This window comes from Saccharothrix lopnurensis (assembly GCF_042658445.1).
Classification (GTDB): domain Bacteria; phylum Actinomycetota; class Actinomycetes; order Mycobacteriales; family Pseudonocardiaceae; genus Actinosynnema; species Actinosynnema lopnurensis.
The window spans coordinates 89,104-112,168 of sequence record NZ_JBHSQO010000005.1 but is presented as its reverse complement, the minus strand read 5'-3'; the positions used below and the strand labels follow the sequence as shown (position 1 = coordinate 112,168).

The 23,065-nt window shown below is 73.3% G+C and carries 19 protein-coding genes; 5 read left to right on the top strand and 14 right to left on the bottom strand.

The window, feature by feature from the left end; translation table 11 throughout:
• The 3 genes from ACFP3R_RS07150 to ACFP3R_RS07140 all read right to left on the bottom strand — a co-directional run bounded on the left by ACFP3R_RS07150 (window position 1) and on the right by ACFP3R_RS07140 (window position 2,300).
• On the bottom strand, window positions 1–345 hold the full coding sequence (locus ACFP3R_RS07150) for a hypothetical protein (protein ID WP_380633975.1): 345 nt from the start codon (window positions 343–345) through the stop codon (window positions 1–3).
• A gap of 87 nt (window positions 346–432) precedes the next feature.
• Window positions 433–1,425: an AraC family transcriptional regulator gene (locus ACFP3R_RS07145; RefSeq protein WP_380633974.1), complete on the bottom strand. Its 993-nt coding sequence runs from the start codon at window positions 1,423–1,425 to the stop codon at window positions 433–435.
• A gap of 335 nt (window positions 1,426–1,760) precedes the next feature.
• Window positions 1,761–2,300: a DM13 domain-containing protein gene (locus ACFP3R_RS07140; protein WP_380633973.1), complete on the bottom strand. Its 540-nt coding sequence runs from the start codon at window positions 2,298–2,300 to the stop codon at window positions 1,761–1,763.
• A gap of 117 nt (window positions 2,301–2,417) precedes the next feature.
• Here ACFP3R_RS07140 and ACFP3R_RS07135 point away from each other — a divergent pair, with 117 nt between their 5' ends.
• The 4 genes from ACFP3R_RS07135 to ACFP3R_RS07120 all read left to right on the top strand — a co-directional run bounded on the left by ACFP3R_RS07135 (window position 2,418) and on the right by ACFP3R_RS07120 (window position 5,898).
• The gene (locus ACFP3R_RS07135) at window positions 2,418–2,813 is read left to right on the top strand and encodes a hypothetical protein (RefSeq protein ID WP_380633971.1); all 396 of its coding nucleotides are present in this window, start codon (window positions 2,418–2,420) and stop codon (window positions 2,811–2,813) included.
• A gap of 328 nt (window positions 2,814–3,141) precedes the next feature.
• Complete coding sequence (locus ACFP3R_RS07130; RefSeq protein ID WP_380633969.1) at window positions 3,142–3,531, top strand: hypothetical protein; 390 nt, start codon at window positions 3,142–3,144, stop codon at window positions 3,529–3,531.
• Between the two features lie 204 nt (window positions 3,532–3,735).
• Complete coding sequence (locus tag ACFP3R_RS07125) at window positions 3,736–4,824, top strand: GNAT family N-acetyltransferase (RefSeq protein WP_380633968.1); 1,089 nt, start codon at window positions 3,736–3,738, stop codon at window positions 4,822–4,824.
• Between the two features lie 39 nt (window positions 4,825–4,863).
• Complete coding sequence (locus tag ACFP3R_RS07120) at window positions 4,864–5,898, top strand: LacI family DNA-binding transcriptional regulator (RefSeq protein ID WP_380633966.1); 1,035 nt, start codon at window positions 4,864–4,866, stop codon at window positions 5,896–5,898.
• A 106-nt stretch (window positions 5,899–6,004) separates the two neighbouring features.
• On the opposite strand, the gene ACFP3R_RS07115 is transcribed toward ACFP3R_RS07120, so the two are convergent.
• The 11 genes from ACFP3R_RS07115 to ACFP3R_RS07065 all read right to left on the bottom strand — a co-directional run bounded on the left by ACFP3R_RS07115 (window position 6,005) and on the right by ACFP3R_RS07065 (window position 22,431).
• Window positions 6,005–7,408, bottom strand: a complete 1,404-nt coding sequence (locus ACFP3R_RS07115) for a GH1 family beta-glucosidase (protein WP_380633965.1) — start codon at window positions 7,406–7,408, stop codon at window positions 6,005–6,007.
• 20 nt (window positions 7,409–7,428) lie between these two features.
• Window positions 7,429–8,346 (bottom strand): carbohydrate ABC transporter permease, encoded by a 918-nt coding sequence (locus ACFP3R_RS07110; RefSeq protein ID WP_380633963.1) that lies wholly within the window; start codon window positions 8,344–8,346, stop codon window positions 7,429–7,431.
• Between the two features lie 5 nt (window positions 8,347–8,351).
• Window positions 8,352–9,215, bottom strand: a complete 864-nt coding sequence (locus ACFP3R_RS07105; RefSeq protein ID WP_380634237.1) for a carbohydrate ABC transporter permease — start codon at window positions 9,213–9,215, stop codon at window positions 8,352–8,354.
• 116 nt (window positions 9,216–9,331) lie between these two features.
• Window positions 9,332–10,618 carry an extracellular solute-binding protein gene (locus tag ACFP3R_RS07100; RefSeq protein WP_380633962.1) on the bottom strand — a complete coding sequence of 429 codons (1,287 nt, stop codon included), beginning with the start codon at window positions 10,616–10,618 and terminating at the stop codon, window positions 9,332–9,334.
• Window positions 10,619–10,983: 365 nt separating this feature from the next.
• Entirely contained in the window at window positions 10,984–13,488 is a 2,505-nt protein-coding gene (locus tag ACFP3R_RS07095) for an ABC transporter permease (protein WP_380633960.1), read from the bottom strand.
• A gap of 4 nt (window positions 13,489–13,492) precedes the next feature.
• Window positions 13,493–14,245, bottom strand: a complete 753-nt coding sequence (locus ACFP3R_RS07090; protein WP_380633959.1) for an ABC transporter ATP-binding protein — start codon at window positions 14,243–14,245, stop codon at window positions 13,493–13,495.
• Window positions 14,246–14,469: 224 nt separating this feature from the next.
• On the bottom strand, window positions 14,470–15,174 hold the full coding sequence (locus ACFP3R_RS07085) for a hypothetical protein (protein WP_380633957.1): 705 nt from the start codon (window positions 15,172–15,174) through the stop codon (window positions 14,470–14,472).
• Between the two features lie 212 nt (window positions 15,175–15,386).
• Window positions 15,387–17,705 (bottom strand): chitinase C-terminal domain-containing protein, encoded by a 2,319-nt coding sequence (locus tag ACFP3R_RS07080; RefSeq protein WP_380633956.1) that lies wholly within the window; start codon window positions 17,703–17,705, stop codon window positions 15,387–15,389.
• A gap of 108 nt (window positions 17,706–17,813) precedes the next feature.
• Complete coding sequence (locus ACFP3R_RS07075; RefSeq protein WP_380633954.1) at window positions 17,814–20,669, bottom strand: AfsR/SARP family transcriptional regulator; 2,856 nt, start codon at window positions 20,667–20,669, stop codon at window positions 17,814–17,816.
• A 704-nt stretch (window positions 20,670–21,373) separates the two neighbouring features.
• Window positions 21,374–21,565: a DUF397 domain-containing protein gene (locus ACFP3R_RS07070; RefSeq protein WP_380633952.1), complete on the bottom strand. Its 192-nt coding sequence runs from the start codon at window positions 21,563–21,565 to the stop codon at window positions 21,374–21,376.
• A gap of 17 nt (window positions 21,566–21,582) precedes the next feature.
• On the bottom strand, window positions 21,583–22,431 hold the full coding sequence (locus ACFP3R_RS07065; RefSeq protein ID WP_380633951.1) for a helix-turn-helix domain-containing protein: 849 nt from the start codon (window positions 22,429–22,431) through the stop codon (window positions 21,583–21,585).
• A 175-nt stretch (window positions 22,432–22,606) separates the two neighbouring features.
• Between ACFP3R_RS07065 and ACFP3R_RS07060 the strand changes: the two genes are divergently transcribed.
• Window positions 22,607–22,927: a hypothetical protein gene (locus tag ACFP3R_RS07060; protein ID WP_380633950.1), complete on the top strand. Its 321-nt coding sequence runs from the start codon at window positions 22,607–22,609 to the stop codon at window positions 22,925–22,927.
• Window positions 22,928–23,065 lie beyond the last annotated feature (138 nt).

The following is a 23,065-nucleotide window of genomic DNA, read 5'->3' as shown; positions in this document are numbered from 1 at the left end:
TCACGTGCCGGGTGGGGCGGCCAACCTCCCCACCCGGCACAGCACCGCGCGGGCCACGCGGCGGACCCGCTGCTCGGCGACGTCGGGCCGCCGTTGCAGGTCCAGGTACGCGTTGAGGATGTGGCACACGGTCCGCCGCAGCTGCGGGTGGTCGCGCGCGAGCTGTTCGAGTTCGAGCAGGGCCACCGCGCGCATGACGGCGTGCCGCGAGGAGATGTGGTCGACGGCCTTGAGCAGCAGTTCGACCGGCGTGGTCGCCGTGACGTGGAACGCGACGCCCCCGTTGATCGACCCGCTGGTCTGGAGCGCTCCCCCGAACGCCCCTCCCGCGAAGCGGTTCTGCATCCAACCCCCTGACGATCGTGCAGATGCACGTGCATTTGCACGATCGCTGGTACGGAGGGCGGTGGCAAGCGGTACCAGCCGATCGGCCTACAGCGGCTTGCTCCTCCGATAGGTGCCGGGGCTGCTGCCCGTCCAGCGCTTGAACGCCCGGTGGAAGGCGCTGGCCTCGGAGAACCCCAGCCGCAGCGCCAGCTCCTCCACCGACTCGCCGCCGCGCACCAGGCTCGCCACCGCCTGGTCGCGCAGCAGTTGCTCGCGCACCTCGCGGAACGACGTGCCCTCGGCGGCGAGCTTGCGCCGCAGCGTGGGCGCGCTGACCCCCAGGCGCGCGGCCACGTTGTCCAGGCCGGACACCCCGCCGCCGAGCACGCGGCGCACCTGGCTGGAGGCGTCCGCGCCGTAGTCGCGGCGCGACAGCAGCTCGGCCGGCGAGCCCCGCAGGAACCGCTTCAGCGCCGCCTCGTCCTGGACCACCGGCATCCGCAGGAAGCGGGTGTCGAAGCGCAGCGTGGTGGTCGGCGCGCCGAACCGCAGGGGCGCGCCGAAGATCAGGTGGTACTCGGCGGCGTGCGGCGGCTCGGGGTAGGCGAGGTCGACGCCGCGCAGCGGGATGCGCCGCCCGATCAGCCAGGACGAGAACCGGTGCCACAGCACCAGCAGCGACTCGACCAGGAACCGGTCCGGGTCGTCCACGCCCGCGGCGTCCAGGGTGAACGCGGCCGTGCCGTCCCGCTCGTCCAGCGCCATGGCGGGCCGGACGTCGAACAGCCCGTAGAACGCCAGGCCGCGGCCGAGCGCCTCCTCCAGCGAGGCGCAGTGCACCGCGAGCAGGCACATCGTGGGGAAGGTCCCGCGCTTGCTCGGCTGCGGACCCAGGCCCATGAACTCGTCGTCCAGGACCTCCCAGAGCACCTGGACCAGCCTCGTGTACTGGGCGGGGGTGATGCGGGCCCGCCCATCGGCCAGCAGGGCCTCGCCGATGCCGGCCGGGCCCAGGAACTCCCCGGCGGCGTGGCCGCGGCGCAGGGCTCCGCGCAGGGCGGCGTGCACGTAGTGGATGGCGATGGTCCGGGTGAGCATCACCGTCCAGTGTGCCCGATCGGGCGTGCCGCCCGGAGTGCCGTGGGCGACGGGCGGTGAGGGCCCCCGTGGTGCCGCGGCGCCCCGGACGCGGTGCCACGGCCGCCCGGAGTGCCGTGGGCGACGGCGCGGCGTGGGGAGAGAGAGGCGGTGCCGCGCCGCCGCCAACGGGTGGCCCACCCCAGTGAGCCGGCTCCTCGTCGATGGGGCATCCGCCCGCCCACCAACGAGGGACGTTGTGGTACCCATCACTCTAAGTGGTCTAGACCAGATACGTCAATACGGCGAAAAGGCTATATGTGGCCCAGACCACTACTCCGTGTTTCCGCTGCGTGTCAGGCGTGTACCAGCGGCGCTACGCCGAAACCCTCGGCGAACCGCTGGCACCAGATCACGACGCTGCGGACCGCGGACAGGTCCGTGCCGGCGGGCACCTCGTACACCTGGTTGCCCCGATTCGCCTTCAACTTGCCCAGGCTGGTGAAGCCGGAGGCGAACGCGGCCTCCTCCGCCTCGGCGGGCTGCGCCGACAGGTAGACGTACAGGTCGGGGCCGTCCGTGGTGTCCAGGGCCTCGAACTGCACCGCGTGCCCGCCCCCCGGCAGCCGGACCAGGGAGGCGCTGCCGCTGGTGGCGTAGCCGATCGCCCGGAACGGGCCGGAGGCCACCACGACCAGGCCCGCCGGCGGCGGCGACGTGGTCGGAACCGCCCGGTCCGCGGCGCCGCTCGTGCTCGTGGTGCCCACCGGCACCAGCAGCGCCTCGTCGGCGGTCCGGTCCGTCCACAACCGCCACGGCTGGAACAGGGACAGACCCACCACCAGCGCCACCACCACGACGCCCGCCACACCGACCACCACTGCTCGCTTGGACATCCCACACCTCCCGAAGTCGTCTTCGGGGACAACCCTGGCGAAACGGGCGGCGGCGCGGGGCCCGAACCGCCTTACGAAGTTCTGACGTGCGGCGGGCGGCGTTGTTAGGGTCGCCGCGTGGACGAACGGGTCGGGCTGGCGATCGTGTGCGCGCTGATGGTCGGCTGCGCCGCGTTCGGGCCGTTCCCGCACCCGGTGCCGCTGCTGTTCGCGATCTCGGCCGCCGCCGCGGCCAACGCCGCGTTCCCGCTGATGCGCACCTTCGGCGCGGCCCTGCTCGGCGGGGTGGCCGCGACGGGCATCGCGCTCGCGCCGATCGCCTACGTCACCTGCTCGACCGGGGAGTTCACCGACGTCTTCGCCTGCGCGGGTGACGCGCCGACCTGGCACATGACCGGGTCGGTGCTGGTGGCGGGCCTGTCCGGGGCGGGGCTGGTGCTGGCCCGCGTGCTGGGCACGGCGGCGCTGGAGCGGCGGTTGGCGGCGGTGCGACCCCGTGGGGAACCGGGGTGAACCCCGTCCACGCCCCGGGAACCGGCACGTGGTCCGAACCATCCCGCACGCCGTGCGCTCGCCCCACCGCAGGACGCCCGATCGGGTGTATCAGCCTGGGCGCGCCGGCCGCCGATACTCCTGGTGAGCGGGTGCGGTCGGCCGGCGGGGAACCGGGCGCCGGCACCGCCGGGCCGCTCCGCTCGTCGACCGCGGCGGAGCGGAAAGCCCGTGTTCAGCGGGCGGACCGGCGGCGGGGCGCCCGGCGTGGAGCGGGTTCCGGCCACGGGGCGGTACTGTTCAGCCGCTCACCTCGCGCGACAAGTGCGTTCTGTGAAGGAGGCTCGCTGTGCGGGTGCTGTGGGCGACGTGCGGCCTGGCCGTGGCGGCGTCGGCGCTGACGGGTGTCCTCATCGGGGTGTACATCGACGGGGTGAACGACCGGGAGCAGGCCGACATGCCGGTCTCCACGTGGATCACCGAGCGGCCCTCCACCTCGACCAGCGCGTCCGCGTCGTCGAGCGGGGCGGCCCTGGACGCGCTGTCCCCCACGCCGAGCTCCACGACCACCACCAGGCCCACCACGACGACGAGGGCGCCCGCCGCCACGCCGCCGCCCGAGCGCGAGCCGACCACCCAGGCGCCGCCGGCGACGACCACCACCACGCCGTCGGCCCGCAGCACCGCCTGGCCGTGCAGCCCCCTCAACCCGCTGCCGCCACCGCACTGCGACGACTGACCTACTCCCGGGTGAAGAACTCGGGTGTCCTGAACGTACGACTCGCGCGGCCTGAACGTACGACTCGCGCGCGAGTCGTACGTTCAGGACCACCGTGTCGTACGTTCGGGCCCGGTGAGTTCAGCGTTCGGGACGGGCGCCGGCTCAACGGAGCCGAAACGCCCGTGTCGCCGGGCGGCAACGTCGGCCGACCAGCCTGGGGGCATGGAGCCCACACCGAAGACCTGGCGGTTGCGCGTCGAGCTGGACGACAGCCCGGGAGCCCTGGCCCGGGTGACCGTCCGGCTGGCCGGACGGGACTGCAACGTGCTGGCCCTGTCCGTGATCCCGGTGCCCGGCGGCGTGGTCGACGAGCTGGTCGTGCGCGCCGCGCCCGGCCTGCTGCCCGCCGACCTGGTGGCCGAGGTGCGCGCGGAGGGCGGTCGGTGCGCGGGCATCACCGCCGCGGACGTGCGCGACCTGGTCGACGCCCCGACGGCGGCCCTGCGCGCGGCCGGGCAGGCGGTGCGCGACCCCGCCACCGCGTGCGAGGCGCTGCGGGTGGTGCTGGCGGCCGACTCCGTGGTGGTCGTGCCCGGATCGGCGGACGACCCGGACGACCCGGACGAGCACCACGCGCGGCTGGTCGCGGGGAACGGCGTGGTCGTGGTCGCCCGGCGCGGCTGGGCGCCGTTCGCGCAGGTCGAGCTGGCGCGGGCGCGGGCGCTGCTGGACCTGCTGGCCACCGGTGGCGTCCTGGTCCCGCGGCCCGCCGCGCTGCTGACCGACGACGGGATGGCGCTGGTGCTGCGGCCCGGCCGGACCGGTGACGAGGACGCCGTGGCCGACCTGCACGCCCGGTGCTCGATGGGCACCCTGTTCAACCGGTACCACGCGGGGATGCGGACGGTACCCCGGCGGTGGCTGCACCGGCTGCTCAGCCCGCCCCGGGGCACGACCACCGTGGCGCAGTGCGCCGATCGGGTGGTGGCGCTGGGCCAGCTCCTCCCGATGTCCACTCCGGACAGCGCCGAGGTGTCGCTGCTGGTGGAGGACGCCTGGCAGGGCCGGGGCGTGGGCACGGCCCTGCTCGGCGCGCTGGCCCGCGCGGCGCGGGCGGCCGGGCACCGGGAGCTGGTCGGCTGGTGCCTGCCCGCGGAGAGCGGGTTGACGCGCACGGCGACGCGCGCCGGCCTGGCCCACTCGTCCCGGCGGGAGGACGGGCTGCTGCGGGTGTCGATCTCCACGGGCCACGCCGACATCACCGGTCCGGTGCAGTCGGAGAGCGCTTCCCGGCAGGTCGCCTCGGGCTAAGCTGGGGCCGGCAAGGCGATCGTCCGAGGAGTGGTGCCCGTGTCCGTCCAGTCGCACTCAGGCACCCGACCCACGCTGGAGGACGTGGCCGCCAGGGCGGGTGTCTCCCGGGCGACGGCGTCCCGGGTGCTCAACGCCTCCCCCAGGGTCAGCCCGGAGGCGCACGAGGCGGTCACGGCGGCCGTGGTGGCGCTCGGCTACCAGCCCAACCACGCGGCGCGGGCGCTGGTGACGCGGCGCAGCGGCGCGGTCGCCGTGGTGTTCTCCGAGCCCGAGCCGAAGATCTTCGACGACCCGCACTTCGCCTGGCTGATCCGGTCCGCGGCGCGGGCGCTGGCCGACGCCGACGTGCAGATGGTGCTCATGCTGGTGCACTCGCCGCAGGACCAGGCGCGGGCCGAGCGGTTCCTGGCGGGCGGCCACGTGGACGGCGCGCTGATGTTCGCGCCGCACAAGGGCGACCAGGTGCTGACCACCGCCCGGAAGCTGCCGCTGCCGGTCGTGTACGCGGGCCGGCCGTGGGGCTCGCTGCGCGGGATGCACCTGGTGGACCACGACAACCAGGGCGGTGGGCTGCTGGCCACCGAGCACCTCCTCGCGATGGGCCGCACGAGGGTCGTCTCGGTGACCGGGCCGCTGGACGAGCACTCCGCGCGGGACCGGCTGGCCGGGTGGCAGCGGGCGGTGGGAGCCGACGAGGAGAAGACCGCGCTGATGACCGAGGACGGCGGCTTCTCCCGCGAGGGCGGCAAGCGGGCGATGGAGGCGCTGCTGGCGCGCGTGCCCGACCTCGACGCGGCGTTCATCGCCTCGGACCACATGGCGGCGGGCGCGCTGGACGCGCTGCGCGAGGCGGGCAGGCGGGTGCCGGAGGACGTCGCGGTGGTGGGCTTCGACGACCACCCGATGATCGCGCCCCACACCGCGCCGCCGCTGACCAGCGTGCGGCAGGACACCACCGCGCAGGTGCGCCACATGGTGTCGCACCTGCTGAGGCTGCTGCGGGACGAGCCGGTCAAGGCGAGGCGGGAGGTCCTGCCGACGTCGCTGGTCAAGCGCGAGTCCGCGCCGTAGGGCGGCGCGGTCGGCCCCGGGTGGCCGGTGCTGCCCGGCGCGGTCGAACACCCCGGGTGGTCCGGGCTGCCCGGCGCGGTCGAGCACACCGGGCAGCCCAGGCCGATCAGCCCAGGTCGTAGCCCCGCGCCGGCACGGCGTTCGCGCCGATCACCCGCGCCAGCACCCGGCCGCTCCGCTTCACGGTCCGCTCCTGCGTCGCGTAGTCCACGTGCACCACGCCGAACCGCTGGCTGTACCCCGCCGCCCACTCGAAGTTGTCCAGCAGCGACCACGCGAAGTACCCGCGCACGTCCACCCCGGCCTCGATCGCCGCGTGCACCGCCCGCAGGTGGTCGACCAGGTACCGGGTCCGCCGCTCGTCCACCACCTCGCCGTCCACCAGCTCGTCGGGGAACGCCGACCCGTTCTCGGTGATCACCAGCGGCACGGCCACGTCCCGCCCGAGCCGCCGCAGCAGCGAGGTGAACGCCGAGGCCCGCACCTCCCAGCCGAACCCGGTGACCTCGCCCTCCGGCGGCAGGAACTCCACCCCGCGCAGGCCCGGGAACGGCCCCTCCGCCACCACCGACGGGTCCTCGGCCCGAGCCACCCGGGTCGGGCTGTAGTAGTTCACGCCCATCCAGTCGACCGGGGCGGCGATCGCGTCCAGGTCACCGGGCCGCACCACCGACGCCCAGTCCCCCAGCCACGCCGTGTCGGCCAGCACGTCCTCCGGGTAACCCCGCCCGGCCAGCGGGTCGAGGAACAGCCGGTTCTGGAGGCCGTCGACCTTGCGGGCCGCCTCCTCGTCCTCCGCGATCACCGCGCAGAAGTTCAGCACCACCGAGAACCGGTGCTCCGCGGACGCCTGCTCGCGCATCGCCCGCAGCGCCAGGCCGTGCCCCAGCAGCAGGTGGTGCGCCGCCTCCAGCGAGCCCTTCGGGTCGACCACGCCGGGTGCGTGGATGCCGGTGGCGTAGCCCAGGAACGCCGAGCACCACGGCTCGTTCAGCGTGGTCCACTCCCGCACGCGGTCGCCCAGGTGCGCGTGCGCCACCTGCGCGTACTCGGCGAACCGGTAGGCCGTGTCGCGGTCGCGCCACCCGCCCCGGTCCTCCAGCGCCTGCGGCAGGTCCCAGTGGTAGAGCGTCACCACGGGCTGGATGCCGCGCCCCAGCAGCTCGTCCACCAGCCGGTCGTAGAACGCGAGCCCGCGCGGCTCCACCGGGCCGGAACCCAGCGGCTGGATGCGCGGCCACGCCAGCGAGAACCGGTACGAGCCCAGGCCCAGCGACGCCATCAGCTCCACGTCGGAGGCGTAGCGGTGGTAGTGGTCGCACGCCGGGTCGCCCGTGTCGCCGCCCAGCACCGCGCCCGGTCGCGCCGCGAACGTGTCCCAGATGGACGGTCCCCGGCCGTCCTCGGTGGTCGCGCCCTCGATCTGGAACGCCGCCGTCGCCGCGCCCCAGGTGAAGCCGGGCGGGAAGCGCAACAGGTCGACGTCGAGCGCCGGGTCCGTTGTGGTCACCGGAAAGTTCACCGAGAAGTTCACCCCTTCACCGCGCCCTGCATGAGCCCGCCGACGATCTGGCGGGCCAGCAGGACGAAGATCGCCACGACCGGCAGCACCGCGAGCGACGCGCCGGACAGCATCAGCGAGTAGTCCGTGTAGTAGCCGCTGGCCAGCGTAGAGAGCGCCACCTGCACGGTGGGGCTGTCGTTCGGGTCCAGCACGATCAGCGGCCAGAAGAAGTCGTTCCACGCCGTCATGAACGTGAACATGCCCATCACCGCCGCCTGCGGCCGCACCGCCGGGAACGCCACGTGCCAGAACGTCCGCAGTACGGTGCAGCCGTCCACCCGCGCCGCCTCGACCAGCTCGTACGGCACGGACTCCTCGCACGCCTGCCGCATCCAGAACACCGAGAACGCGCCGATCAGGGCGGGCACGATGACCGCCTGGAGGGTGCCGTACCAGTCGAGGTCGGACATCAGCATGTAGAGCGGGATCACGCCGAGCTGCGTGGGCACCATCGAGGTGCCGACCACGACCAGGAACAGCGAGTTCCGGCCCCGGAACCGCAGCCGCGCGAACGCGAACCCGGCCAGCGTGCCCAGCACGACGTTGCTGATCGCCACCGTGCCCGCGACCACCAGCGAGTTCTGCATGGCCAGCCAGAAGTCGACGGTGTCGAAGACCCGGGTCAGGTTCTCCAGCAGGTTCCCGCCCGGCACCAGAGACGGCACCACGTCGCCCAGCGCCGAGTTGTCCTTGCTGGCGATCAGGAACGAGTAGTACAGCGGGAACACCGACGCGAGCAGCACCACGACCAGCAGCCCGTAGGCGAGCGGGCCGGCGTGCGCGACGGAGAACCGCGACGCCCCCCGGCGCTCCCGGCGGGGCGCCTCGCCCGACGCCCCGCGCGGGGTTTCGCGAGACGCCTCGCGGGACTCCACGACCGCCATCCGCCTCACCCCTTCGACGCGATGCGCCGCGTCACCGCGAAGTTGACCAGTGCCACCACGAGCACCAGCAGGAACAGCACCCAGGCGATGGCCGACGAGTAGCCCGCGTCGAACAGCCGGAAGCCCTTCTCGTACAGGTACATCACCAGGGTCTGGAACTGCCGGTCGTCACCGCCGGTGCCGGTGGCCGTGCCGCCCGGGTCGAACAGCTGCGGCTCGACGAACAGCTGCATACCGCCGATGGTGGACACGATGACGGTGAACAGGATGGTCGGCCGGATGCTGGGCACCGTGATCGACCAGAACACCCGCCACCGGGACGCGCCGTCGAGCAGGGCCGACTCGTACATGTCCTTGGGCACCGACTGCATGGCCGCCAGGTAGATCAGCGCGTTGTAGCCGGTCCACCGCCACATGACCATGGAGCTGATGGCCAGGTGCGAGGCCCACGTCTCGGCGCGCCAGTCCACCGGGTCGATCCCCACCAGGCCGAGCAGGTGGTTGACGATGCCGAAGTCACGGCCGAACAGCTGCGCGAACACCAGCGCGACCGCCGCGACCGAGATGACGTTGGGCAGCAGCACCCCCGCGCGCCAGAACGCCCGGCCGCGCAGCCCGCGGTCGAGCACGGCGGCCAGGCCGAGCGCGGCGAACAGCTGCGGGACGGTGGCGAGCAGGAACAGGCTGATGGTGTTGCCCAGCGCGTTCCAGAAGTTCCCGTCGGACAGCAGCTCGGTGTAGTTGGCCAGGCCGGTGAAGCCCTGGTTGCCGTCGATGAGCTGCCAGTCGTGCAGCGAGACCCACGCGGTGTAGAGCAGCGGGTAGAGCCCGAAGACGCCGAACACCACGAAGAAGGGCGCGACGACCAGGTACGGCGTGTACCTGGTGTCCCACCGGCCGAGCCGGTCGCGCCACGACCCGCGCCCGGCGGGGGGCGGGACGGGGGCGCCGCCCCGTCCCGCCCCCGTCCGCTCCGGTGCGACCGTCACCTCGTCGCTTCCCGGGCTTCCCGGACCGCCTGCTCGAACGCCTCGGCGGTGGACTGCTTGCCGCTCTCCACGCGGGACAGGGCGTTGTTGAACACCGGGGTGACGACCGAGTCCTTGGTGCCGCGGTAGGTCGGCTCCAGGCTCTCCGCGGAGTTGCCGAAGATCTCGCCGACGGGCGCGGAGTTGAAGTACTCGTTCTTGGTCGCGGTGACCTCGGGGTCCTGGTAGGCGGCAGGCTCGCTGGGCAGGTTGCCGGTCTCCTTGAAGATCCGCTTCTGCTGCTCGGGCGCGGTCAGCCACTTGGCCAGCTCGTAGGACTCCTCCTGGTGCTTGCCCTGCTTGGGCACGGCCAGGAAGGAGCCACCCCAGTTGCCGCCGCCGCCGGGCGCGGCGGCCACGTCCCACTTGCCCGCGGCCTCGTCGCCCGCGCCCGCCTTGATCAGCGCGAGGGCCCACGCGGGGCAGGTGGTGGTGGCGAAGGACGCCTGCTTGAGGGCGACGTTCCAGTCCTGGCTGAACGAGGCCAGCGCGCCGGTCTGCTTCTTCTCGCCCAGCGTGGCCGCCAGCCGGAAGGCGTCCTCGACCTTCTGGTTCGAGTCACCGATGAACGAGTCGTCGGCCTTGGCGAAGTAGCCCTCCTCGGTCTGGTCGAGGATCGCCTTGTAGACGTTCTGGGCGGTGTCGACGAACTTCTTGTCCGGCGTGGCGGCGGTGAAGGTGTCGGCGACCTCCAGGTAGTCCTGCCAGGTCGGCCACAGCTTGCCGACCTCCTCGCGCTCGGTGGGCAGGCCGGCGGCCTGGAACAGGTCGCGGCGGTAGCACAGGGCGAGGCTGCCCATGTCGGTGCCGAGGCCCAGCACGAAGTTCCCGCCGTCGGCGGTGCCCTGGTTCCACTTCCACGGGGCCCACTGGCCCTCCAGCTCCTTGGCGCCGTGGTCCGCCAGGTTCACGAACTTGTCCTTGGACTGGCGGAACTGGGCGATGGCGCCCTCCTCGATGGCCACGATGTCGGCCGCGCCGCGACCACCGGCGAGCTGGGTGGCCAGCTGCGTGTGGTGCTGCTCCATCTTGACCGTGCGCTGCTCGATCTCGATGTTCGGGTGCGCCTGCTGGTACTCCTTGATCAGGTTGGCGTACCCGAAGTCGGAGAACACCCCGATCGACAGCGTGATCCTGCCGTCGTCGCCGGCGCCACCTCCCCCGCCACCACACGCGGCCACCAGGGTGGCGGCCATGGTGACGGCCACCGCCGCCGTCGTCCGACCGACCGGGATCCTGCTCATCCGTCCTCCTCGACGCGTTCGCCGGCTCTCGCCCCGACGACATGAGAGCGCTCTCATGAGAGCGCTCTCACACTTGGGCGAGCGGGCCGGGATGTCAACGGGGACCGGGACTACGACATCGTTCCGTAACTTTCTGAAGCGCTTCCGTGTGCCACGCGTGACCCGGTTGTCACAGCAGGTGATCACAAAGGCGGGGTGGCCCGGCCCTCGCTCGGGCCACCCCGCACCTGGTTAGAGGGCCCCGGGGGCCCGGCGGGACGCGCGGGCCGGAAGTTTTCCCGCTCCCCGCCGCTCCCATTCCCCCATTCCCCTGCTCCCCCGCGGTGGCCCGCCCCTCCCCCGACGAGGAGGCGGGCCACCGCGGGTCACGCCTCGGCGATCCCCGCGATCACCGAGGTCCGAGCGGCGCGCCGGGCGGGCAGCGCGGCGGCCAGCACCGCCGCCACCACGGCGGCCAGGAGCATCACACCCAGCTGCCCGAACGGGACGACCAGGTCGATCGAGACGTCGTCCGAGGACACCGCCCGGTTGATCACCCAGCCGAAGCCGACGCCCAGCGCCAGGCCGATCGCCGCGCCCATCAGGGCCATCAGGATCGACTCGACGACCAGCATCAGCCGCAACTGCCCCTTGGTGAGGCCGAGCGCCCGCAGCAGGGCCGACTCTCGGGTGCGTTCGAGCACCGACAGCGTCAGCGTGTTGGCGATGCCGAACAGGGCGATCACCACGGCCAGGCCGATCAGCGCCCAGATGAACGCCAGCACCTGGTCGAGCTGTTCGCTCAGCTGCTCCTTGGTCTCCGCCGCGCTGTCCAGCACCGCCAGCGGCGAGGCGTCGGTGATGGCCTCGATCGCCGCGCGGCCGTCGCCCGCGCCGTCCCGGAGCTTGATCATGATGCTCTCGTAGCCCTCGGCGGTCCTCTCGAACCGCCGCGAGGTCTCCAGCGTCATCACGCCGTCGGCCAGGCGGTTGCCGGTGGCCACGGCGACCACCCGCAGCGACTGCTCGCCGCCGCCCATGCCCTTGACCACGAGCGTCGAGCCGACCGCCAGCCCCTGCTCCTCCGCGTACTCCTGGCGCAGCGCGACCGTGCCGTCCACGAGGTCGTCCAGTGAACCGCTGACCACCACGGGCCGGAACAGGCTGCCCAGCGCCTCGCGGCCGATGCCGGTGAAGTAGGCGCGGTCCGCGTAGACGGTGGTGGTCGGCGCGACCTCCGCGACCTGCGGCACGGCCGCCAGTCGGTCGGCCAGCTCCTCGGGCAGCGGGCGGTCCCAGACCGAGGAGGTCACCGTGTAGTCGGCGGGCATCCGCTCGTCGACCTGGGCGTTCGCCGTCTCCCGGGCGCTGTTGGCGACCACGGTCACCAGGGACACGATGGTCACGCCGATCATCAGCGCGGCCGTGGTCGCGGCGGTGCGCTTGGGGTTGCGGCCGGCGTTGGCCGAGGCCAGCTTGGCGGGCACGCCGAGCAGCGCCCGGGGCAGCGCGCCCAGCACCCGGTTGACCGGGCCGACCAGCAGCGGGCCGAGCACCAGGACCGCGCCGAGCAGCGCCATCGTGCCCGCGCCGCTGATGTAGGCCGCGACCTCGTCGCCGTTCAGGCTCAGGCCGTAGGCGATCGCGCCGACGCCGACCGCGGTGAGCAGCACGGCGGTCAGCACGCGCAGCACGCCGGTGCGGGCGACCTCCTCGCCGCTGTCGAGTTGGCTGCGCAGCGCGGCCACCGGCGCGACCCGGGTCGCCCGGCGGGCGGGCAGCACGGCGGCCAGCACGGTCACCACGGTGCCGACCGCGAACGCGGCGAGCACGGTCGTGCCCGCCACCGGCAGGAGCACCTCGCCCGAACCGCCGTTGAAGGAGTTGATCACCTTCTGGAGCAGGGCCGACACGCCCAGGCCGCCGAGCAGGCCGATCACCGACGCCACCAGGCCCATGACCACGGCCTCGGCCAGCACGCCGCGGAACACCTGGCCGCGGCTCGCGCCGACGCAGCGCATCAGCGCCAGCTCGCGGGTGCGCTGGGCGATCAGGATGGTGAAGGTGTTGTAGATGACCATGGACGCGACGACCAGGGCGATCAGCGCGAACGCCAGCAGCACCGCGGTGAACTCCCCGGCCTGCGAGCTGATCTGCGCCAGCTGCGCCCGGGTCATCTCCTCACCGGTCCGGAAGCTGAGCCCGTCCGCGCCGACGGCGGCCCGGACGTCGTCCACCAGCTGCTGCTGCGAGACGCCGGGCGCGGCCGCGACCACCACCTCGTACGGCAGCTCGTCGCGGCTGAACCCGGTGAAGGCGGTGGGCGTGAGGACCAGGTGGTCCCCGCCCATCATGGCGATCTCGGAGCCGCCCTGGGTGTAGGTGCCGACCAGGGTGTACGAGCGCCGCGACTCGTCCTCGCCCAGCAGCTCCACGGACTGGCCGAGGGTGAGCTTGGCGGACTCGGCGGTGCGCGCGTCGACCGCGATCTCGTCGTCGGCGTCCGGGTAGCGGCCCTGGTCGAGGTCGTACTCGCGCAGCTCGGGCGTGGTGGCCAGCGGGGTGGCGTACGCCTGCCTGGCCTTGCCGTTCGCGGCGATCAGCGGCACCGGGGCGCTGTTGCGCGGGTCGGCGCCCGCCACGCCCGGCGCCCGGCGGATGGCGTCCAACTGCTGGGGCGTGAGGCCCCTGGCGTCGGTGGTGCCGGACAGGGTGACCGCGGCGTCGACGTTGCGGGCGCTGCGGGCGAACTCGTCGCGCAGGCTCGCGTTCATCGCGTCGCCGAGCACCAGGGTGCCGGTGACGAACGCGACGCCGAGCGCGATGGCGATCGAGGACAGCACGAGCCGCGCGGTGCGGGCCCGGAGACCCGCGATGATCGTGCGCAGCATCGGGTCACGCCCCCAGGTGCTTGAGCGCGGACAGCACGGAGTCGGCGGTCGGGTCCTGGATCTCGCCGGCCAGCCGGCCGTCGGCGAGCAGGACCACGCGGTCGGCGTAGGACGCGGCGACCGGGTCGTGCGTCACCATGATCACCGTCTGGTTGAGCTTGCGCACGGACATGCGCAGGAAGTCGAGGACCTCCGCGCCGGAGCGCGAGTCCAGGTTGCCGGTCGGCTCGTCGGCGAAGACCACGTCGGGGCGGGCGACCAGGGCGCGGGCGCAGGCCACGCGCTGCTGCTGGCCGCCGGACAGCTCGCTGGGCTTGTGCTTGAGGCGGTCGCGCAGGCCGAGGACGTCCACGATCGTGTCGAACCACTCGCGGTCGGGCTTGCGGCCGGCCAGCTCCAGGCCGAGCAGGATGTTCTGCTCCGCGGAGAGGGTGGGCAGCAGGTTGAACGCCTGGAAGACGAAGCCCACGCGGTCGCGGCGCAGCCTGGTCAGCTCCTTGTCGCCCAGCGAGGTGATCTCCGTGCCGCCGATGTGCACGGCGCCCTCGTCGACGTTGTCGAGCCCGGCCAGGCAGTGCATCAGGGTGGACTTGCCGGACCCGGACGGGCCCATGATGGCGGTGAACCGACCCGCCTGGAAGGCCACGCTGACGCCGTCCAGCGCCCGCACCGCCGTGTCGCCCTTGCCGTACACCTTCACCAGGTTCGCGGCCGCGGCGGCGGTGCCGGTCCCGATGTCGGACACCAGTGCGGACATGCTCCCTCATTCCCTAGACCAACCCAACGGGAACGAAGCTAAATCCACTCCTCCTACCCAGTCGTCACCCCGCCGCCCACATCCCCCTACCCCTGGGGTCTGACCCACCGTCCCCCTCCAGTCTGACCCGCGAGTCGTACGTCCAGGCCCTGCGTGTCGTACGTCCAGAACGCGCGAGTCGTACGTCCAGGTCGACCGTGTCGTACGTCCAGGACCCCCGAGTTCTACATTCGCGCGCCCGACAGCCCCGCCCCAACCGACGCGAACGTGTAACTCGGGGGTCCTGGACGTGTAACTCGGGGGTCTTGGACGTACGACTCGCGAGGTCTGGACGTACGACTCGCGGGGTTGGTTGGGGAGGGGAGGAGGCCGCGGTCCAGGGCGTTGGCCACGGCTTCGGGTCGGTGGTCCGCGCCCAGCAGCGCCTCCGAGGCCCGCAGCGCCCGCGGCAGGTCGTACGACTCCAGGCTGTGGTGGGCCAGCGCCTCCGCCGCGCCGCGCCCGTCGGCGGGCGCCGGCCGGTCGGCGTAGGCGGCGTGCAGCCGCACCCGCTCGCCGGGCAGCAGGTCGCCGTGCACGGCCTCGCGCGGCAACGCGTGCCGGAACGCGTGGACCTCACCCCGCTCGACCAGCAGCACGTGGTGCCGCACCGCCTCGCGCAGCGCGCCGTCCAGCACCGCGTCGCCCATCCCGGCAAGGTCGCGCAGCAGGTCGTGGCGCACCGACCGCTCGCCGACCGACGCGACCCGCACCACGTGCCGCGCGTCCGCGCCGAGGCGCTCGACCCGGCCCAGGAGCACTTCGGTCGGCGTCCGGGGCACCCGCCGGTCACCGCCCGCGTCGCCCGCGACCAGCGCCGCGCCGGCCTCGCCGCGGGCGGCCTCGTCGAGGGCGACGCGGAGCCTGGTCAGCTCCCGGTTGCGCGCCACCAGGGGAACTCCGGCACCGAGGCGTGCCGCACCAGGCGTGTTGTCGCACCTCGAACCGGCTCACAGGGGCTGTTCCCGCTCGTCCTCATCTCGCCGCCCGCCGCCGCGCGACGCGTGCGGGCACCGGGGATCCACGTGGTCCGAGGGGGTGGTTCCCTTACCCGCCGCCGTAAGGGGTGGGCAGGCGGCGGGTAAGGGGGACTCGGGAATCCTCAGCAGGCGCCCAGGTCGCGCCACACCCCCCACTCGCCGCCGGCGCCCGGTTCGTCGCCCTGCGTCCACCACTTGGCCTGCCAGCGCTTGCCGCCGTGCGAGACCTCGTTGCCGCCGTTGTAGACCTTGGCGCGGTCCCACGCGGGCGTGGTGCAGCTGGGCTGCTGGCTGGTCGTGGTCGTCGTGGTGGTCGTGGTCGGGTCGGGGCCGCGGGCTCCGGCGCGCGGGTGGTCGGAGGCGATGGCGTAGGACTTGCCGCCGAAGGTCAGGGTGAAGTTCGACGGCGAGGCGATCGGCAGCTGGTAGCTCAGCGCGACCTCCACCGAGGCGCCCGGCGCCAGCGGCTGCCACGTGGGCAGGGTCAGCTCGACGTGCTGGAAGTCGCCCTTCAGGCCGCCGACGTTGGGACCGGAGTGGCCCTTGGCGGTGACCCGCAGCCCGAACCCGGACTGGTCGGCCATGCTGCCGGGGGCGCTGGTGCCGTAGTCGAAACCGATCTTCGTGCCGCCGGGGACCGTGGTGGTCGAGTTGTTGGTGATCCTGAGCTTGGGCGTGATCGGGTAGTTGCTGTCGCCGAGGGCGAACCCGGAGACGGTGGCGGACACGTCCAGCACGTCGGTCGGCGTGGCGCCGGACGCCTTGCGGTTGCCGTAGGGCGCGGCGCCGCGCAGCCCCTCGTCGATCTTGGTGAGCAGCGTGTCGCCGACGGTGTACTGGCCCTTGGCCGCGTCGAAGCGGTAGTCGCCGGCCAGCTCCCAGATCATGATGCCGCCGATGCCCTTGTCCGCCACGTACTTCGCCTTGGCCGCGATGGACTCCTCGTCCTCGGTCGACAGGAAGACCTTCTTGTCGGCGTTCCACAGCCACGGCGCGGTGAGCGTGCTGTCGTAGTGCCTGCGGTAGGTGCCGGTCACCCGGTCGGTCGGGTCGTTGGCCGGGTCCAGGCCGTGCTGCCCCAGGTAGTCCGGCGTGATGCCGTGCTCCAGGTTCTTGGCGTGCCACATGGGGTTCACGCCGCTGGGCACCTCCGCGCCGCCCGCGGTGCTGTCGTGCCACAGGTTGTCGATGCCGACCGCGCCGTTGCCGCACGGGGTGGTCGAGCCGACCGCGGAACCCGTGCCGGGCGGGCACTTCGCCTGGTCGGGCAGCGCCGCGCGACCCCACAGGCCGTTCGTGCCGCCGGTGACGCCCTGCCAGCCGCGGCTGTAGAACGGGACGCCGATGTTGATCCGGCCGGCCTGCATCGCGCCGCGGTAGTAGTGGTAGGCCCAGTCGGTGTTCAGGTAGCCCATGCCCTCGTACTGCGGCGCGGTGTAGACGCCGCCGGCGGCCAGCTCGCCGTCCTTGCCGTCGTCGTAGAGCGACGCGTTGGGGCCGACGAAGTGGTTCCACGAGCCGTGCAGGTCGTAGGACATGATGTTGAGGTAGTCCAGGTACCGGGTGACCTGGTACGCCTCCTGCCCGCGCAGCAGCCAGCCCGAGGCGGGCACGGCCGCGGTGAGCAGGTAGTGCCTGCCGTCCTGGGCGGAGGCGCGGTCCAGCTTCTCCCGCAGCGTCTTCATGATCTTCTCGTAGCCGGCCCACAGCGTGCCGCGGTTGGCGTTGGAGATCCAGGAGTCGTCCGGGTTGCCCGCGTGGTTGTTCGAGGTGGCGTACTCGTAGTCGATGTCGACGCCGTTGAAGCCGTACTCCCGGATGAAGTCCACGGCCGAGTCGGCGAACGCGTCGACGGTGGCCTGGGGCTGCGCGCCGAGTTTGTAGAAGCCGCCACTGGCGTTGCGCGTGCCGTCGGGGTTGAGGAAGCCGCCGGTCTCGGCCCAGCCACCCACGGAGATCAGCGTCTTCACGTTCGGGTGCTGCTTCTTGTGCTTGGTGAGCAGGTTGAAGTGCCCCCGGTAGGGCAGGGTCGGGTCGAGCTCGACGCCCGGCCAGGTCATGCCGGTGGCGGGGTTGTCCGGGCCGTCGGGGCCGACGGACACCCGGTTCCGCGCGTCGACGTGCGCGAACGCGTAGTTGAGGTGGGTGACCTTGGTCCACGGGATGTCGGTGGCCAGGTAGGCGGGCGTGCCGTTGCGGCCGGTCCGCCAGCTGGTGAAGTAACCGATGACGCGGCGGGCGTGGCCGGCGCCCATCTGCTCGCGGCCCTCGGTGTCGTAGACCGAGCAGTACGGGACGGCGACGCCGGGCGTCTGGTGGAGGCCGTCGGGGCGGCACTCCTCACCGGCGGCGGCGGCCGTCGTCGGGGACAGGACCGCCACGGCCAACCCGGCCGCGGTGACCAGGGAAGCCAGGAGCGGCAACAGCTTTCTTCGGGACACGACGGGTACCTCCTGCACCAGGCGGCGACCTCGACGCAGCGTCGTGAACGTAAATAGGTCTAGACCTTCCTGGCAATAGGTCCAGACCACTGAACCGATCACGGCGGTTCAGACCGCGGTGCCCGCCCGCGCCCGCGCCAACCGCGCCCGCACCTGGTCCGCCTCCGGCGCGTTCAGCTCCGTGAACAGCGCCAACGCCCGCTGCCAGTGCGCCACCGCGCCCGGCTGCCCCCGCCGGTCGAGCACCACCGCCAGCCGGTCGTGCGACACCGCCTGGTGGTACGGGCTGGCCGCCGCGGAGGCCACCGACAGCGCGGTGCGCGCCGACGCCAGCGCCTCCGAGTGCCGGTCCGACTCCAGCAGCACCATGGCCAGGTCGGTGTGGCACGTCGACTCGCCGCACTGCTCGCCGACCTCCCGGTACATGCCCACGGCCGTGCGCAGCCACTTCTCCGCCTCGCCGTACCGGCACGACGCCAGGTGCAGCAGCCCGAGGTTGTGGTGGGCGTTCGCCTCGGCCCAGCGCGACCCGGCCGCCCGGCTCACCTCCAGCGCCTCCCGGTAGGACGCCTCCGACTCGTCCACCCGGCCCAGGCCCTGGAGCATGTCCGCGACCGTGGTCAGCGCCCGCGCCTGCGCGTTCGCGTCACCCGACGCCCGCGCCACCTCCAGCGCCTCGCGGTGCCGGGCCAGCGACTCGTCCACCCGGCCGAACTGGGCCAGCGCGATGCCGGAGTTGAACAGCATCACGAACTTCGCCTCGGGGTCGCCCAGCCTCGTGGCCGCCTTCAGCGCGGTCTCGGTGGTGCGCAGCCACGTCGACCGGTCGGCCCGCAGCCAGAAGAACCGCGACAGCGTGTACGGCAGCTGCCAGGCGTGCACCAGCCACGCCCGCTCCGCGCCCTCCGCGGCCAGCTCGGCGGCGGCGATGACGTTGCCCTGCTCGGCGTCCAGCCAGGCGAACGCCTCGGCGGAGCCGGCCAGCTTCGGCACCTCGGCGGGCGGGCGCTCGGGCGCCACCCGCACGCTGTTGCCGCGCGCCACCGGCAGCCGCCCGTCCGCCAGGTCCGCGCAGTGCAGGTAGTAGTCGAGCATCAGGCCGGTGGCGGAGCGCCGCTCGGCGGCGTCCAGCTCGGCGGCCAGCGTCCTGGTGTAGACGCGCACCAGGTCGTGCGCGCCGAAGCGGCCGGCCTCGGTCGCCGACAGCAGGTTCGCGGCGGTCAGCGCGTCCAGGGCGCGCTGGGCCTCGGCGACCCGCACGCGCGCCATGGCGGCGACCACGAACGCCGTCACCTCCGGCCCGGGGTGCAGGCCCAGCAGCGCCAGCAGGCGCGCGGGCAGCGGCGACAGTGCCCGGCGCGAGGCGTCCAGCGCCGCCCGCACCGTCGAGTCCTCGTCCTCCAGGCCCAGCGCGGCGAGCCGGCCGTGCTCGTCGTCCAGCTCGGCCACCAGCTCCGAGACCTTCAGCGCGGGCGAGACCGCCAGCCGGGCCGCGGCGATCCGCAGCGCCAGCGGCAGCCCGTCGCAGAGCACCGCCAGCCGGCGCAGCGCGGCGGACTCCGCGCCGTCCCGCCCGGCCACCCGGCCCACCACGGCCACGGCCGCGTCCAGGTCCAGCATGTCCAGCTCGACCAGCCGGGCCTCGGCGTGCGCGACCAGGCCGACCAGCCGCCGGCGCGAGGTGACCACCACGCACGACGGCGGGCCGGGCAGCAGCGGCAGCAGCTCGGTCGAGCCGCGCGCGTTGTCCAGCATCACGACCATCCGCTGGTCCGCGATGAGCGTGCGGAACAGCGCCGACCGCTCCTCCACGCTCACCGGGATGTCCGGCGACGGCACGCCCAGGGCGCGCAGGAACCGGTTGAGCACCTCGCCCGCGCCCAGCGGCTCCCGGTTCGGGTCGTAGCCGTGCAGGTCGACGTAGAGCTGGCCGTCCGGGAAGTCCTCGCGCACCCGGTTCGCCCAGTGCAGCGCCAACGCCGTCTTGCCGACCCCCGCCGGACCGGTCACCACCAGCACCAGCCCGCCGTCCGGGTGCCCCGCCAGCAGGCCGTCGAGCCGCGCCAGCTCCGCGTCGCGCCCGATCAGGGACACCGACGCGCGGGGCAGCTGCGCGGGCGTGATCGGGACCGCCTGGACCGGCTCGGCGGCGGGCAGCACCATCGGCCGGGTCGGCGGCTCCGGTTCCGGGTTGTCGCCCGCCAGCACGGCCTGGTGCAGCTTGCGCAGCTCCGGGCCGGGCTCCACGCCCAGCTCCGCCACCAGCACCCGGCGGGCCTCGCGGTAGGCGGCCAGCGACTCCGCCTGCCGCCCGGCCTGGCACAGCGCCCGCATCAGCAGGCCGTGGCCGCGCTCGCGCAGCGGGTGCTCGGCCACCAGCGAGGTCAGCGCCGGCACCAGCTCCGCGCCGCGCCCGATGAGCAGCATCAGCTCCGCGCGCTCCTCCAGCACGGCGAGCCGGCGCTCCACCAGCCGGCCCCGCTCGACCTCCGCGAACAGGCCCGCGACCCCGCCCAGCGGCTCGCCGCGCCACAGGCCGAGGGCCTCCTCCAGCGCGGCGGCCGCCGCGACCAGGTCGCCGGCGGCCCGCAGCCGGTTCGCGGCCGCCACGCCGCGCTCGAAGTCGTCCAGGTCGACCGCGGTGGGCTCGACCCGCAGCAGGTAGCCGTCGCCGACGGAGGTCAGCAGCTCGGCCGGCGCGCGGCGGGCGCGGCTGGGCTCCAGGGCGCGGCGCAGGCCGGCCACGTAGGTCTGCACCAGGTTGACCGCGCTGCTGGGCTGGTGGTCGCCCCACACCGCCCCGATGATCTGGTCCCGGCTCACCGGGGTGTTGCGGGCCAGCAGCAGCACCGTGAGCACGGCGCGCTGCTTGGCGGCGCCGAGGTCCACCTCCGCGCCGCCGCGCACCGCCCTGAGCAGGCCGAGCACCTCGAACCGCAAGTGCTCCCCGCCACCCTTGTCCACCGACCGAATCCCCCACCGGAGTACCTCGCCACGACGGAGCCCGGGAGATCACTCCAGTCGGGCTCCAGTCGTCCTGTAGCCGCATTCTTACGCTAAGCGTGTCCGACCAACCACACAGGGCGAACCCCGGTGGGGCAGGTTGGACCAGACGGCCGAACACGGGCCGTCTCCGAGAACGACGAGGGCGTGCCGGCGTGCAAGGGGCATCCAGCCCGCGGCGGCGGAACGCCGGCCCGCCCTCGTCCCTCAGGACCACCGGAGAGGGCCACCCGGTAGGGGGTGGCTCGACTCCCTTGCCCTCCCCCAGTGAACGGGGCCGCGGTCGGGACCGAACCCCCGACCGCGGCCCCTTCGCGTCGGACGCCTCGGGCGACCCCCTCCGGCTCCCGGGCCTCCTCCGGGCCTCCTCCGGCCGAGCCGATGCCGATGCGCAGCGCCGCCCGGCTCACCGCGCCCGCGATCGAGGCGGGCGGGAACCGGGGCGCGGTCGTCACCGCGGTGGACGCCGGCAGCAGCGCCAGACCCCGGTCGCACGGACCCCGGGCAGAAGTCGGGGGCGCACCCCCCGGCACGCCCCTCGACCGTTCCCCTCTTCCGTTCTCCCGCTCTCGTGTTATTCCATTCCGCCGCTCTTCCGCTCCGCTCTTCCGTTGCCCTTTTCGCCTTCCGCCGTTGCGCCGCCGCGCCCCACCCCGCTGCGTCGTTCAGCCCAGGTCGAATGCGCCGTCCTTCGCGGTCGACACGAACCGCGACCACTGCGCCGAACCGAAGCCCAGCTCACCGCCCGTTCGGTTCTTCGAATCACGCACGCCGGCGCACGTCGGGTCGAGCGCGATTTCCACGCACTCCGGCCCGCCCGCGGACGACCGGCTGCTCTTGCGCCACTCTCGCTGCATGGCAGTTCACCCCTCGTTCAGGTGAGCTCGTGCGCCACCTGCTCGATCAGGGCGGCCGAGGCCGCCGGGTCGAGCGATCCCGCGCAGAGCCGCTCGAACATGTTGGAATAATTGGCGACGTCGGTGGGCTGTTCCAAATAGACGTCACTCCTTGCGCTTTCGAGGTATACCACGTCCGGGTCGAGTTTCCCCGGAAATGTGAGAATCACGAAAGGGCCGTCCATTGCGGCGTGTCCGCCGGCGGCGAAAGGAGCAACCCTGAGGGTGACGTTCGGCAGCGCGCCGACCTGGTTCAGCCGCCGCGCCTGGGCCGCCATCACCGCCCGGCCGCCGACCAGCCGGCGCAGCGCCGCCTCGTCCACGACCACGTCCAGGCGCAGCGGGTCGTCCTCGGTCAGCAGGGCCTGGCGGGCCTTGCGCAGCTTGACCCGGCGGTCGACCTCGGCCGGCGCGGCGCCCGGCAGGACGTTGCGGATGAGCGCCCTGGTGTAGTCCTCGTCCTGGAGCAGGCCGGGCACCACCAGGCCCTGGTAGGTGCGCACGGACTCGGCGTCGGCCTCGAACCCGACGTAGCGGCCGGGCGCGATGTCGCCGAACTCGTCCCACCAGGCCCGGCGGCGGGCCTCGCGGGCCAGCTGCACCAGCTCGTCGCGGGTGTCGGGGTCCGCGCCGTAGGCGGCGAGCATGTCGCGGACGTCGCGCGGGGTGACGCCGACCCGGCCGGTCTCGATCCGGCTGATCTTCGACGCGGAGCACTCCAGCCGCTCGCCGACCTCCTCGATGGTCAGCTCGGCCGCCTCGCGCAGCCTGCGCAGCTCGCTGACCAGCCGGCGCTTGCGCAGCGTCGGGCTGCTCCCCCGGGACATCCGCACCTCCTCGTGGGACGTTGACCAGCTCCCAGTCCGTTGATCAGCCCCAGTCTGTGGCGGTGCGCGGATGGAGCAAAGGGGCGTCATCCATTCGTGTAACGCAACTTGCAGGTGGCCGGGGAACGGAAGCAGGCTGCTGGAGCACACGAGCCCCCCGGAAGGAGCGCTGAGGGTGTCCGGCACGGTCTTCAGCCAGCTCGACAAGTCCCTGCACGAACACCTGGCCACGCTGGTGCGCCTCGCGGCGACCGGCGACGACGAGACCGCGGCGGACCTGGCCCGCAGCGAGCTGCCGCGGGTGGTGGCCGCCGTCAAGGCCCTCCTGGACGAGCACACCCCCGACGACCGCGGCCGCTGCCCCACCTGCCGCACCCGCTGGTGGAGCCGCCGGCTGCCGTCCCCGTGCCGCGCTTACCTGACCACCCAGCTCTGCCTCACCGTCTTCGACGACGAGCCCTCCGGCCGCCGCGAACACGCCCGCCGAGCCGGCTGACCCCCGCGCGAGTCGAACACTCAAGTCGACCGTGTCGAACACTCAAGTCGACCGTGTCGAACGCTCCGGTCGACCGTGTCGAACGCTCAGACCCACCGAATTCTGCGTTCGCGCACCCCCGGTCGGTCCTGAGTGTTG